The following is a 15,467-nucleotide window of genomic DNA, read 5'->3' on the forward strand; positions in this document are numbered from 1 at the left end:
GGAGACTAGCTCCTCTTTCTATCAAAAAAACCCAAATAAACATCATTTAATGGTAAAAGTCTCTTTAGAGTCACCAACAATGACATCAAATTCACCCGGTTCAATTACCGGTGTCCCCTCCTGCCCTATAAAAGCTAGATCAGAAGCAGATATCTTAAAATTAAGTATAGTTGTTTCACCCGGATCGAGGTAAACTTTCTTGAAAGCTTTTAGTCTTTTAACAGATGGAGTTATCGAAGCAAAATGATCTCTGACAAAAACGTCTACTGCTTTCTTACCACCAACTTTTCCAGTATTTTTCACTGAAACCGAAACGTTAAGTGTTCCTTCAGTTGTAATTTCCTTTTCCTCAACTTTTAAATTTTCAATCTTGAAATCAGTGTAACTCAACCCATGTCCGAAATCCCACTGAGGTTGATACCCAGTCTGACCATAGGTATTTGGAACATCTTCTCTAATCTCTTCAGTAAGCTTATGGTCATAATGAACAATGTCACCAGAATGTCTTGGATAGGTAAAAGGTAAAACCCCGGATGGATTTTCAGTTCCAGCCAGAAGATTGGCTGCTGCCAGGCCTCCAAAAGTTGCAGGCCTTAGACCAAGGAGAATAGCATTAAGTCCCGGCTCAATCGAAGAGATTATGCGAGGGCGCCCTGTGAAAAATACAGCAATCACTGGCTTACCTGTTTCAATTGCTTCCTGAGCTAATTTTAATTGTCTTTCATCTAAATCCAGGTTATCGATCACACCAGGTCCTTCAGCATATGGTGGTTCCCCCAATGCAAGAACGATTACATCAGAATCGGAGATATCACCTAATTGGTAGTTATTTTTATCATCCCATTCATTAGTAGAATTGCAATTAACATTTTCATCACCAAAGACCTCTTTCATTCCTTCATAGAAAGTTTTTGTCTGCTCAGAGTACTGAGATTCGTCATTTCCCATCCAGGTGAAAGACCAGGAACTATGAAGCGGGCCAAAGGCATTAGCGGTTGGACCGGCAATTGTAATTTTCGCCCCTTTATTAAGAGGTAAAACACCTTCATTTTTGGTAAGAACCATGCTTTCTACAGCAGAAGTGTATGCAGCTGTATCAAACTCAGGCTTAAATAATTCTTCTTTAGAAACTGCAGGGCTTACAGGTTGATCGAATAGTCCCAGATCAGACTTTAGTTTTAAAATCCGTCTAACGGACTCATCAAGTCTTTCCTCAGAAATAGTTCCCTCATTTACCAATTCAACAAGCAGATCATAGAAGGTATAATCATAGGGCACCATACTCATATCTAATCCTGCTTCAACAGCCATTCGAACTGCTTCTTTTGGAGTTGAAGCTACTCTGTGTCGGGTGTGCAAACGAATAACATCCTCCCAATCTGATACGGCAACTCCTTTGAACCCTAATTCGTTTCTCAGAACCTCGGTTAACCAATGCTTACTCGCATGGACGGGAACCCCATTAATTTCACCGGAATTAATCATCACAGTTGCAACATCCTTTTCTACAGCAGCCTTAAAAGGAGGTAATAAATATTCTTTAAGGAATATATCTGAAATATCTGCGGGAGTACGGTCTTTTCCACTAGAAGGCACTGAATACCCAAGAAAGTGTTTCATACAGGCAGCAACAGCCGTATTACTTTTAAGACCATCCTCTTGATAACCAGTTATTGCAGCTGCCCCCATCTCAGTTACCAGGTGTACATCTTCTCCAAAAGTTTCTTCAAACCTTGACCAAAGTGGCTGACGTCCCAAACCTAATACAGGGTCGAAATCCCACGGTATACCACTCGAACGAGTTTGAAATGCAGTAATAGAAGCTGATCTGTGAACCAATTCTTTATTTCGTGAGGCAGCCATACCTATATTATGAGGAAATAAGGAAGACCCTTTTAAATAAGTAGCTCCATGAATTGCATCTATTCCATATAAAACCGGAATACTATTCGGTGTTTCATTTTCAGCTACTTCCTGAATACTTGTTAATATATTTCTCCAGGTATCATAGGTGTAGGCATGTCCCTTAACATTAAGAATGCTACCAACTTTTTTCTCAACTATAGCTTTTCTGAGTTTATCCGGATCGATCTCAGTGGTAGAATTATCCTTTAAAATAAGATCAATCGTTACTTGAGTCATCTGCCCTACCTTTTCTTCTACTGTCATTTTATCTAATAAGTTTTCGACAAAAGCATCAGTATTGCTGCCTGCTGAGGCTTCAATTGTATCACTATTGGAACTTTTATCACAAGAAACTGACAGAGTAAGGACAGATAGAAGAAATGCTATCCATAAGTTTTTCATATTTAGTTTATTTAGAGGTTAAAAAAAATGGGTTTTCAAAATTCACAAAACCCCATTTTCGTATTTGGGTATTGCAAATTCTATAAATAATGGAGATTGAATGGTAGATAAATGACACAACAACACATGGTATTTGTATCAGATACGTTATATTTTAAGCATGGGTAAATATTTTTTATTAAAATAGCTATATGAAAAACCTCCCCCTTATATTAGTTCTTTTAACACTTACCCAAGGTGTTAAAAGCCAAGATCTTAACAATCTATATTTCCATCATGTTGATGTGGAATTATCTCAAAACAGTGTTACAAGATTAGTTGAAGATAAAGACGGATTCTTGTGGATTGCTACAAGATACGGGTTGAACAGATTCGATGGTGAAGAAATATCAACCTTTGTAAATGATTCATCTCAGAATGCCCTGGAAAATGGTTTTGTCAGTGGTTTGAATGTGGATGGAGACAATAATATCTGGATTAGTACTTATGGTGGCGGGGCGTTTTATTTAGACAATGAAACTGGCAGGTTAGATGAACTCTCACCCGAGTTCGATAACAAACTAATAACAAATTCATTAATTGATTCAAAAGGGGTAATCTGGTTTTCTACTGAAAAATCGGGGGTCATGTCTTACAACCCGAAAAGTAAAGTGGTTGATAGTTACACGGGTTTTATCAATAACGGAAAAATCACAGAAACAAGTATTGTAGGTATAGCAGAGGATTCGCAAAATAATTATTTCATAGGAACCTGGGGGAAAGGGTTATACTTATTTAATAAAAAGGATAAAAGGTTTATTAATTATGATACCAAGACCCATTCATCCATACCTCACGATGTTGTTCGTACCATGTTTACTACCAAAAAAGGTGATATATGGATTGGCTTTCAAAAAGGTTTAAGAAGACTTGTTTTTAAGGATGGTGTTTACAAATTCGAATTACCTACTATTGAAAATGAAGAATTTAATGAATTAATAGGCAATACAACCATTCTATGCCTTCTTGAGGATACAGATCATAATTTATGGATCGGAACAGAAAATGAAGGCTTAATAATTCTGGATCTCAAAACAGAGGAATTTTACAGATATTATCGTGACCCATATAATAACCATGCCCTGAAAAGTAATTCGATTTGGAATCTGGCTGAATCAAAAAATGGAATTATCTGGATAGGTACGTTTGATCAGGGGCTTTTTAAAGTAGACCCATATGAAAAACGATTTATCCATTATCACCAGACGCAAAAACCTGGAAAGGCATTAAGTTATAACCTGGTAAGTGCCTTCGCTCAGGAAGGTGAAGGATATTATGTCGGGACAGATGGAGGAGGATTAAATTATGTAGTGCCAGAGAAAGGAACCAAATACTTTAATAAAACAAACAGTAACTTAACAAGTAACAGTATACTTTGCCTGGAACAAGATAAAGATAGCACTTTATGGATCGGCACATGGGAAGGTGGAGTTTTTACAAAAAAGAAGGGCCAAAATGAAATCTCATTTTTTGATAAACGTACCAGAAACGGCTCTTTCGGAAAATATATTTTTGATATACATAAAGACAGTAAAAACCGCATATGGATTGCGTCATTCAGACATTCACTGGAAGTATTTGACCCTGAGACTGGTCAGGTGCATTTTTTCAGCCCGAATAATGTAGAAAGAAAAATAACCTCCACTACAATTCATGCAGTCATTGAAGATCAGTATGGTAATATCTGGACTGCAACAGAAGGCTATGGAATTGATAAAATAACTCTGACAGAAGATCTTAAAACAAAAAGTCTCACAAATTATTCACCTGAACACCCATCTGACAGCAAACATTATTTAAACCACGGGTTTGTATCCTCTTTTCTACTGGATTCTCAAAACAGGCTGTGGGCTGGATCACATGGAGGGGGATTAAATTATTTTGATGAAAAATCTGAAAAGTTCGTTGCGATAACGGTGGCTGATGGTCTACCAAGTAATATGATTTTAAGTATTGAGCAGGATGATAGTGGACTAATTTGGGTAAGTACTAATAAGGGGCTGGCATCAGTATCTCCGGATGATATGATTATCAAAACTTATGACAAAGCTGATGGCCTTCAGGCTTCAGAATTTACTAAGCGAGCTTCTTTAAAGCTTAAAAACGGAGATCTTCTTTTTGGAGGAATCAATGGTTTCAATAGATTTAATCCACTTAATATTCCTGAAATACCAACTGCTGGCAAAGTATTGATAAAGGATATTAAATTTAATTCTGATGATGGGACCCGTCACCTGATTGAACAAAATAAAAATATACTTCATAGTAAAAATCTTAATTTACCTTATTCTCTTAATGATTTTAACATCTCTTTTACCTATTTAAACTACACTCAACCAAATAAAAACACCTATCAGTATAAGCTGGAGGGGTACGATGAAAATTGGCAGGACGCTGAAACAAGAAATGTAGCATATTACACAAATGTTCCTGCAGGTGATTATACTTTTAAAGTGAGAGCATTCAATGCAGACGGAAAACCCGCAGAAAACAATGCCTCCCTAAATATTCATATCGATGCACCATGGTATGGTACCATATGGGCATATATGGCTTATATAGCAATAATTGTTAGCCTTTTAATATGGAGAAGAAATACTATTATCAGTAGAGAGAAGTTAAAAACAAACTTGAAAATTGAGCATCTGGAGCTGGAGAAATTAAAAGAACTTGATGAAATGAAGTCCAGGTTTTTTGCAAACATTTCTCATGAATTCAGGACCCCATTAACCCTTATATTGTCACCATTAAAGACAATTTATTACGATGAACACTTCTCAAAGCATCGCAAAAGAATTACTGATATTATCAGGCAGGCTGATAAATTACTAAACCTGATTAACCAGATTCTCGACTTATCAAAATTAGAATCAGGTAGCATAAATCCCAATTTTACTGTCATCGATGTTTCTGCATTTTTAAAACCTGTCGTTTATTCATTTTCTGGACTGGCTGAAAAAAAATATATTCGATTTACGGTTCGATTCCCTGAAGAAAAAATCATTGCATCGGTAGACGTTGACAAACTCGAAAAGATTGTCACTAATTTATTATCAAATGCAATAAAATACACTCCTGAATTTGGTGAAGTCAGCTTCAATTTGAGAAGTTCAGAAAATAAAATTTTATTTTCGGTCTGTGATACTGGAGATGGTATTGCTGAATCTGACAAAGAGGAAATTTTCAAAAGGTATTATCAAAGTTCAAGTTCTAAGAGTAGAAGTGATCTGGGAACAGGAATCGGGCTTGCTCTTACTAAAGAATTAGTCGAATTACATGATGGCTCAATTGAAGTTGAAAACAATAAAAAATCAGGAGCTTGCTTTAATGTAGTTATACCAATAAATCTTACCGATATCGATACTGAAACTGTAATAGCTTTACCTGGTGTTAGGCAAAGCCTTATAGATAACATATCGGAATTAGATGCATTAGATCAAGGGGCAGCAGAAGCTGATTTGGACGAAGAGAAAAAAGAGGTATCTCAGAAACAAACAATATTGATTGCAGAAGACAATACTGAAATTCAGAAATTCATTGCTGAATATCTAAAAGAGGAATTTGATACCTTAGCTGCATTAAATGGAGCCAAAGCTTTAGAAATGGCCATTGATCAAAAACCTGATCTTATAATTAGTGATGTCGTTATGCCGGAGATGAACGGGTTTGACCTTTGTAATTCCATTAAATCCAATCCTGAGATTAATCACATTCCTATTATTCTATTAACTGCGAAAGCTTCAGATGAAAGTTTTGAAAAAGGATATTATAGTGGTGCAGACGCATACCTTACCAAACCATTTGATCCGAATAAGCTAAAGATGCAGATTCATAATATGCTTCAAACTGGCAAAAACTTCAAAAAGAAAATCACACAAAAAAAACATCATAAATTAACTCCTAAAACACCGGAGATTAAAAATACGGATGAAAAATTCGTTGAAGAGATAGTCGCAATCATAGAAAAAAACATTAGTGAACCTAATTTCACCATAAACGATATCTGCAAGGAGATCGGCATGAGTAGAATGCAGTTGTATAGAAGGTTAAAAAATGCCATATCTATGAGTGCAAATGAACTGATTCGACATATCAGGATGCAAAGGGCCGCTCAGCTATTAAAACAAAACAAACTTTCCATTGCTGAGATTACCTATCAGGTTGGTTTTACAGATCTACAATATTTCAGAACGACATTTAAAAAACAATTTGGTATGAATCCCTCGGAATTTGTATCATTGAAACACTAAAAAACCCTCCTTATAAGAGAATAAGACCTATTTCAAACGATTGTTACAAATACCACTCGTATTTGTTTTAAATGCCCTGCTTTTGTTATCTGTAACAATTTAATATTGACACAAAACTCAGTGCATATGAAAAACATAAACAAACCGAAAAACCTAATTCTTTATCTCGCACTGATGCTTTGTCAGGTTGCAATCATTGCTCAGGACAGAGTAATCAGCGGTAGGGTAACAGACAGCATGAACGATTCCGGAATTCCCGGAGCGAACATTCTTATTAAAGGTACCGGAAATGGTACAGTAACCGATGTTGATGGTAACTATTCATTAACAGTACCGGAAAGCGCAGAAGTTCTGGTATTTTCTTTTGTAGGATATGAAACAGAAGAAGTGGAGATCAACGGAAGATCCACAATTAGTATAGCCTTAATGCCTGACATTACTGCTCTTGAAGAAATAGTGGTGATTGGGTATGGTGAGCAGAAGAAAAGCTTAGTAACAGGAGCTATTTCGAGTGTGGATGCTGAAGAAATTCAATCTGTTTCTAACACACGTATTGATCAGACTCTTCAGGGAAGAGTAGCAGGGGTTAATGTTTTACCAAATTCAGGATCACCTGGAAGTGGTATTAATATTAATATACGTGGTACCGGTTCAAACGGTAACTCCCAGCCACTATACGTCGTGGATGGTGTGATTACAGGAGGAATTGAATATCTCGATCCAAATGAAGTTCAATCTATCGAAGTACTAAAAGATGCTGCATCTGCAGCTATTTACGGTGCTCAAGGAGGAAATGGTGTAGTTTACATTACAACTAAAAAAGGTAAGGCTGGTACTGCACAGATCAACTACGGATTCCAGTATGGAGTTCAGAGTGCCAATACCGATATGGACCTAATGAACTCACAGCAGTATGCAACATATTTAGATGAAGCTGGTGTAGCTAACGGTCCGGATCCATCGAATGTAGGAAGTGTAAGTACAAATTGGTTGGATGAGGTATTTGAATCAGCTCCAATGATGAGACATAGTCTTAATATTAGTGGAGGAACAGAGAAATCAAAATACCTGATTGGCGGAAGTTTCTTTGACCAGGATGGAATTATCGGTGGGGATAAAGCTAATTTCCAGCGTTATACATTCAGATTAAATACTGAGCATGAAGTAAAAGACTGGTTGACTGTTGGTAATAACATGTCATTCTCTCACTTTGAGCGATCTACAATTACTGAAGATAGTGAATTTGGAGGTGTTATAAATAACGCCCTTTTGCTTGATCCATTAACTCCAACTGTATACACAGGTAGTTTACCTGGCTATGCTCAGCAAGTACTGGATAATGGATATACACTTGTTACAAATGACGACGGTCAGTATTATGGTATTTCACAATATGTGTTTGGAGAAATATTTAATCCATTAGCAGGTATTCAAACAGCCAGAGGTGGTACAGTTCAGGATAAAATTGTAGGAAATATCTATGCAAATATAAAGCCTGTAGAATGGTTAAAATTCACTACTCGATTTGGTATAGATGCTGCATTCCAGAGATTCAGCAGCTGGACTCCTACTTTTTATTATTCTTCAGAGAGATTAAACACCACAGCTACAGTTAATGATTCTGATGATAAATGGTTTAACTGGCAGTGGGACAACTTTGTAAATATTGATAAGTCTTTTGACAATCATAATTTCAATGTAACTCTAGGTACTACAGCTCAAAAAATGGAGCATAATTACCTGTTTATGTCAGGTGGCCCGATGTTTAAAGAAGCTGACAAATATGCTTACTACGATTTTCTTCCTGATGATAATGACAGAGTTGGCGGAAGAAGGAATGTAGAAACCATCATGTCATACTATTTCAGAGTATTGTATGATTATCAGGGTAAGTATCTATTCAATATCACAGGCCGTTACGATGGTTCTTCAAAATTACACCCGGATAACAGATGGGATTTCTTCCCTAGTGTTTCTGCAGGATGGGTAATTTCAGAAGAAGGATTTTATTCACGTACATCTACAATGAATTTCTTGAAATTGAGAGCCAGCTGGGGTGAAAATGGTAGTGTAAGATCGTTATCAATCGGTCAATATGCTGCTTTAATCACAACAGAGGGTATTAGATACCCAAATGCTAACAGCAATTACCTGATCGGCGCAGAACCTGACTTCCAGTCAAACCCTGATTTAAAATGGGAAACAAGTAGACAGATAGATGTTGGATTAGAAGCTGGTTTCTTTAATGATAAACTAACTCTTGAGTTTGATTATTACAGAAAAGAAACTGTTGATCTTATCACACTTGGTACTCCACCATTATTCTCTGGAAATGATCCTTCATTCATCAATGGTGGTACAATTCAAAACCAGGGTATAGAATTAGCTCTTAACTGGAGAGATCAGGTTGGAGATTTCAACTATTCACTCGGAGCTAACTTCACTACATTAGATAACGAAGTTACAGCCTTAAATGAGAACGTTGACAGAATTGGTGGTACCGGTGTAGGTACAGGATGGACTGCAACATTCTTCGAGCAGGGCTACCCGATCTGGTATTTCAGTGGATACAAAACTGATGGTATTTTCCAAAATCAGGCCGAAATTGATGCATATGTATCTGAAGGTGGATTAACAGGATATACCCCTGTACCAGGTGACCCTAGGGTGGTTGATGTAAATGGTGATGGTTCAATATCACCTGACGATCAAACTTATATCGGTGATCCATTCCCTGATTTCATTTATGCTGTAAGAGCCACAGCGTCATATAAAGGACTTGATTTCCTTTTATTCTTACAGGGTAAACAAGGTAATGACATCCTAATGGGCTTCAACAGAACTGACCGTCCGACTGCCAATAAGCCTGCATTCTATTATGAAGACAGATGGACAGGAGAAGGCAGCACAAACAGTTGGTTCAGAGCAAACACTGATAATCCGTTCATTTATAACAGTGACCTAATGGTATTTGATGGTTCTTACATGAGAATCAGACAGTTACAAGTAGGTTATACTCTTCCGGAAAATATCTTCTCAAACGCTGGGATTTCGAAATTGAGATTCTACGTTTCTCTAGATAACTTCTTTACTTTCACGGATTATCCAGGTCTTGATCCTGAGGCTGGTAGCGCAAATAACAATAGCCTTGGTATTGACAGAGGAGTATATCCAATACCAAGAGTATTCTTAACAGGATTAAATGTTACATTTTAATTGAACGAGAACATGAAAACTATAAATAAATTATCAACACTTATTATGGTTGCTCTCGTAGGATTTACCTTCCAGAGTTGCGAAGATTTTCTGGAGCAAGAAATTCCTGGAAGAGCACCTGTAGAAGAATTTTATTCTTCTGAAGAAGATGTAATGCAAGCTACAACAGCAGCTTATGATCTTTTACAATACCATTTTAGTAATGGTTGGGCGAGTCCATACCTGGTGAAAACTCTTCCATCTGACGAATCAAATGCAGGAGGAAGTAGTTTAGGAGACCAGCCAGCATATCAAACTTTAGATAATTACACGTTTGACTCTAATAATGGGGCTATTTTAGGTTTCTGGAAAATGGCCTATTATGGTATTTACAGAGCTAACCTGGTAGTAAATAACACAGAACCAGATACTGATTTAAAAGAAAGATTAATAGCTGAAGCTAAATGCTTACGTGCCTATTATTACTTCGAGTTGGTATCTATGTTTGGAGATGTACCATTAGTACTAAATGAGGTGCCTCCAGCTGAGTATTCTTCTACTCCACGAGTTCCCGCAAGTCAAGTTTATGCACAAATTGTCGATGATCTTCAAACTGCCATAGACGTATTGCCTCCTAAAAGTGCCTACGGCGAAGGAGAAAAGTTCAGATGGTCATCTGGTGGGGCTAAAGCTTTACTAGGTAAAACCTATCTTTACATGGAAGAATGGACAAACGCGGCTAACATACTTGATGATGTGATCAATTCGGGAGAATATTCTCTTGAACCATATTACGGCCAAATATTTACGAAAGAACATGAATTTGGAATGGAATCAGTATTCGAAGTTCAATTCATTTCAGAAGAAGGATATAACTGGGGCAATTTCCCATGGGGCGAGGGACGTGCCCAGGAATCTAACATCCACATTCAGCTAATGGGACCTCGTGGTGACTTTTATCAGGCAGCACCTGGCGACTCATTAATGGGTGGTTGGGGATTCAATGTTCCTGAGCCTTCAATGTATCAAGCTTTTATGGATGCAGGAGATGTTGAACGAAGAGTTAACAACTTGATGTCCGAAGAAGAACTTCGTGCAATGGGTGGTGACTGGACAAACGCTGATGCATGGGGATATGAAGGATATATCCGAAGAAAATATGGCACTTTCTCAGGTGAAACAAATTTAGAAGGTGGAGCTGTTGGTGAATTAAATTATGCTACCAACTTTAGAATTATCAGATATGCAGATGTCTTGTTAATGGCAGCAGAAGCGCATATTAGAAATGGCAATGAAGGTACAGGAGTTGATTATATCAATGATGTCAGAGATCGTGCTGGTTTAGCACCAATTGATCTTTCAGGTCAGGCACTGATCGAAGCATTGATCCTTGAGCGTCAACTTGAGTTAGCTTTTGAAGGACACAGATTCAGAGATCTAGTTAGATGGGGAATTGCAGATGAAGTATTAGCTTCTGAAGGATTCCAGGCTGGAAAACACGAATTAATGCCTATTCCAATTGCAGAAGTAAGAACTGCCGGATTAACACAAAATCCTGGTTATTAATAAAGAACCTACCGTTGCAATCGTTTAATTTGAGGCCGCATAGCATTATGCGGCCTTTTTTATTTGTCTTTCATCTTATTTTTTTCGAAATTATGATATGGCTTTAATATTTGGAATCGCTTTCGTATGCATAGGCGTATATGGCTTGCTGGAAAGCTTTAAAAAGAAAAGTAAGACAGGTAAATACATTTTAATAGGAGCATCAGCTCTTATGATAATAATACCTGTACTCTATTGGTTAGATTTTCTGGAATCGAACGGGATGGAGTTAGTTCTGACATGCTTAATACTAGCTATTGTAGCATTCATTCAGATCTTTCAAAAACAAAAAACTGGTTCAAAAAGATAACCCACATTTAAATCATGTTTGATAATATAGTTGTCGCTATCGACGATGTTGACTCTCCCGCTCTGATCGATGCAGCAATACATCAGGCCAGGGCGTTCGGATCCAAACTATGGTTGATCCACGTCACTTTCCCGGATCCCGATTTTGTGGGGTACGATCCCGGTCCGCAATATATTCGTGATGACCGTGCGAAAACTATAAAGCAAGAACATCGCTATCTCCAGGAGTTGGCCGAGAAAATAGAAACCAATGAAGGGATTTCAACACATGCTCTTCTAATTCAAGGCCCGACAGTGGATACACTGTTAAAAGAAGCAATGGATCTCAAAGCAGACCTGATCATAATCGGTAATGAGGATCATTCATTCATGTATAAAGCTCTTATTGGAGAGACTACTTCAAAAGTGGTTAAGAGAGCAAAAATTCCAATAATGGTAATTCCCATGCTTTCAGGTGATTCTGATAAATAGAAATTAAATCAAAACCAATCTTTATTTGCGGCGTTAATTGCCTATGACCAAAGATAAAGCACTTACGCTTGCTGCTGTTTTAACAGCCTTATTTTTAGGAGCGTTAGATCAGACTATTGTTGCGACAGCTCTGCCTTCGATAGCCAGGGATCTTCAGGGACTTAGTCGATATAGTCTGGTAGCTACAGCCTATTTAACTGCCAGCACAGTCTTTGTACCGATTTATGGTAAACTGGCAGATATGCTCAGTAAAAAATCAATTGAATTTGGTGCTATTACAATCTTTTTAATTGGGTCAGTTCTATGTGGATTGGCTGGAATCTGGGGTGATCTCCCAATCATTGGTGATGGCATGAATCAACTAATCTTATTCAGGGCTATTCAAGGACTAGGTGGTGCCGGTTTGTTTTCAATGGCCTTTATCGTTATTGCTGATCTTTTCCCACCTGCTGAAAGAGGGAAATACCAGGGATACATTGGAGCCGCCTTTGGTATTGCGAGTTTGTTGGGCCCTTTCTTTGGAGGATTGTTAACGGATTATGCAGGAGGGATAATTCCAGGGGTTGAGGGATGGCGTTGGGTATTTTATGTAAATATTCCTTTCGGAGCAATAGCTGTCTATTTTATAATCAGGTATATGCCAAAACTCTTACCTGAAAAAGATAGTTCGAAATACTTCGATTTCAGAGGAGCCTTTTATTTAACAATCGGCACTGGAGGATTATTATTGGCACTAGAGTCGGATAAGCAAAAAACAGGTATTACCTCTCCGGAATTTCTGATTTTTGTACTTCTGGCAATTACAGGTACCCTCCTTTTCTATTTCAGATCCAAGAAAAGTCCTAATCCTATTATCAATCTTCAATTATTTCAAAATAGCGTTTTCAAAGTATCGGTGATTGCGGTGATATTCCTTGGAATGTCCTTTTTTAGTCTGACTCTTTTCATTCCCTTGTATTTAACCAATGTGCTTGGGGTTTCTGCAACAAAAGCCGGCATAAGTTTAATACCCTTATCTCTGGGGTTGGTTACGGGATCAACATTAGCCGGAAAGCTTTCAAATAAATTCAGGAGGGTGAGAACTATTATTCTCTTTGGTATAGGAATATTGATGCTTGCCTTTGGACTACTAACTACGCTTAGTACAGACACTGACTATTATAAAGTGGTGATTTTAATGGTCATTGCAGGCCTTGGTATGGGCCCCACCTTGCCTATGTTTCCTTTAGCAGTTCAAAATAGCGTAAGAAGAAATGTGCTGGGTCAGGCAACAGGCTCTACTCAATTCTTCAGACAGATCGGTGGTGTTACCGGAGCAGCTATTATGGGTATGATTCTGGCTTTGACTGTTAGTGGCATCATTCAAAAACCAGAAATTAATAAACTTGAAAATTCTCCAATAGAAATTACAGTTGATAAAGAAACAAACATACAGGAATTAAGAGAAAAATTAGATGAACGGGTAAGTAACACTAACAATAACCCTGCATATAAAGATGCTCTGGATACGATTATCACAGCATTCAGTGATGCTATTTCAAGGATCTTTCTTTTTTCCCTAATAGTATCATTTTTAGCGTCTATTGCTACCTTCTTCCTCCCTGATCATGAGTTAAGACAAACAAATGATCATTGATCTTATTAAAGTATTTTTTTATTACCCCTAATATTTTAAATTATAGTTAAATCAGAGATAATATGAGAACTATAATATTACTGCTTTTGACTACTACTATACTTTCAGCTCAAAATGATCATTACGATCTGTATCAGAAAAAAGTATTTGAAACACAGAATGGAAACCTACTTTATCGTATCATGTATCCCAAGAATTTTTCTGAGGATAAGCAATACCCTGTCGTATTATTTCTTCATGGTTCTGGTGAAAGAGGAAGTGATAACACAAAGCAGCTTATTCATGGAAGTTCACTATTTGCCTCTGAAGATAACAGGGAAAAGTTCCCTGCGATCGTCGTCTTTCCTCAATGTCCGATGGATACTTACTGGTCCAATATGCGAATAGTAGAGAATGACAACATTCCTTCCCGCCAATATGATTATACCAGTTCTCCTCCTCTTCCTTTGCAAAATGTAATGGATTTGATGGATGAATTGCTTTCAAAAGAATATACAGATAATAACAGGGTTTATATTGCCGGATTGTCTATGGGAGGAATGGGGACTTTTGAAATGCTTTACAGAAGGCCTGATATATTTGCCGCGGCGGTGCCTATCTGTGGTGGGGGAAATGCTGATATGGTTGACGGTTATGCTAAAAAGGTATCAGTCTGGATCTTTCATGGGGCAAAAGATAATATAGTAGATCCTAAAAATAGTTTGGATATTGCTAAAGGAATTCTGGGGGCCGGTGGCTACCCTATGCTTACCTTATTTGAAGATGCAAATCACAATAGCTGGGATCCGGCATTTGCCCATCCCGGACTGCTTGAATGGATGTTTTCAAAATCAAAATAGTTAAATTTTTGCAAAAGCCCTGACAGGGAAAGTTCCCATTCCCTTTATTTTAGGCGGGACTGCAGTGAAATTAAATTCATGATCAGGTAATAAAGAAAGGTTAGTCAGATGCTCAACGATCAATATTTCGTTGCCTAATAAAACAGTATGAACAGGCCTTTTTTTAGTGCGGGTATCATCGATATTATACGAGTCAATTCCAACTAACAATACCCCTGAATCTTTTAGATAATTTGCAGCTTCTTCAGAAAGAAAAGGATGGTTAGTATAATATTCTTCAGACATCCATTTTTCACTCCAGTTTGTATTTATAAGAATGGCCTTATTTTTTAAATTAATCCCTTCAAAAGCTTGCTTAGACACAGATAATCCCTGTTTTTGATAATCCCATCTTACTTTATGAGATTCCAGGTTAGCAAAAGCATCAAGAGATACCTCACTTATATCTTTTCCATTTTCAAATCTGTGAAAGGGACAATCAATATAAGTACCCGTATTAGCGACCATCTCAATTTTACCGATCTGAAAAGAGGACCCATCTACATAATTTTTCCCGGAAGATTTCCTTGTCCAATAATCACATATCACTGGCTTAGGCAATCCTTTGTAAGTAACTGTATTATTATCAATAGTATGGCTCAGATCTATTAAAGGCATATATACGATTTTATCGTCTCTGAATGTGATAAATCATTAACCAAAAGTATCTTTAATATTATATAAAATCAGCAAAAACCTCACATCCTTATTACAGTTTAATAATATATAATTAAATTATAAGTCGGAAAGAAGGTGATAATTGATAAAACACTATTA

The 15,467-nt window shown here is 37.3% G+C and carries 9 protein-coding genes; 7 read left to right on the forward strand and 2 right to left on the reverse strand.

Translation table 11 applies throughout. The annotated features are described in order from the left end of the window. Window positions 1-42: 42 nt before the first annotated feature. Window positions 43-2,307: a glycoside hydrolase family 3 N-terminal domain-containing protein gene (locus tag OO013_RS02480; RefSeq protein WP_266055013.1), complete on the reverse strand. Its 2,265-nt coding sequence runs from the start codon at window positions 2,305-2,307 to the stop codon at window positions 43-45. Window positions 2,308-2,498: 191 nt separating this feature from the next. On the opposite strand from OO013_RS02480, the gene OO013_RS02485 reads away from it, so the two are divergent. The 7 genes from OO013_RS02485 (at window position 2,499) to OO013_RS02515 (ending at window position 14,651) form a co-directional block, all read left to right on the forward strand. Beyond that, window positions 2,499-6,596: a hybrid sensor histidine kinase/response regulator transcription factor gene (locus OO013_RS02485; RefSeq protein ID WP_266055014.1), complete on the forward strand. Its 4,098-nt coding sequence runs from the start codon at window positions 2,499-2,501 to the stop codon at window positions 6,594-6,596. A gap of 126 nt (window positions 6,597-6,722) precedes the next feature. Then, window positions 6,723-9,812 carry a SusC/RagA family TonB-linked outer membrane protein gene (locus tag OO013_RS02490; protein ID WP_266055016.1) on the forward strand — a complete coding sequence of 1,030 codons (3,090 nt, stop codon included), beginning with the start codon at window positions 6,723-6,725 and terminating at the stop codon, window positions 9,810-9,812. A 12-nt stretch (window positions 9,813-9,824) separates the two neighbouring features. Continuing rightward, window positions 9,825-11,357, forward strand: a complete 1,533-nt coding sequence (locus OO013_RS02495) for a RagB/SusD family nutrient uptake outer membrane protein (protein WP_266055018.1) — start codon at window positions 9,825-9,827, stop codon at window positions 11,355-11,357. Between the two features lie 97 nt (window positions 11,358-11,454). Further along, complete coding sequence (locus OO013_RS02500) at window positions 11,455-11,706, forward strand: hypothetical protein (protein ID WP_137090097.1); 252 nt, start codon at window positions 11,455-11,457, stop codon at window positions 11,704-11,706. A 14-nt stretch (window positions 11,707-11,720) separates the two neighbouring features. Next, window positions 11,721-12,176 carry a universal stress protein gene (locus tag OO013_RS02505; protein WP_266055022.1) on the forward strand — a complete coding sequence of 152 codons (456 nt, stop codon included), beginning with the start codon at window positions 11,721-11,723 and terminating at the stop codon, window positions 12,174-12,176. 43 nt (window positions 12,177-12,219) lie between these two features. Then, complete coding sequence (locus OO013_RS02510) at window positions 12,220-13,812, forward strand: MDR family MFS transporter (protein WP_266055023.1); 1,593 nt, start codon at window positions 12,220-12,222, stop codon at window positions 13,810-13,812. Window positions 13,813-13,874: 62 nt separating this feature from the next. After that, complete coding sequence (locus tag OO013_RS02515) at window positions 13,875-14,651, forward strand: carboxylesterase family protein (RefSeq protein WP_266055025.1); 777 nt, start codon at window positions 13,875-13,877, stop codon at window positions 14,649-14,651. On the opposite strand, the gene OO013_RS02520 is transcribed toward OO013_RS02515, so the two are convergent. After that, window positions 14,652-15,308 (reverse strand): cyclase family protein, encoded by a 657-nt coding sequence (locus OO013_RS02520; RefSeq protein ID WP_266055026.1) that lies wholly within the window; start codon window positions 15,306-15,308, stop codon window positions 14,652-14,654. It abuts the gene before it with no gap. Window positions 15,309-15,467 lie beyond the last annotated feature (159 nt).

Origin of the sequence: Mangrovivirga halotolerans (genome assembly GCF_026241165.1) — a bacterium.
Classification (GTDB): domain Bacteria; phylum Bacteroidota; class Bacteroidia; order Cytophagales; family Cyclobacteriaceae; genus Mangrovivirga; species Mangrovivirga halotolerans.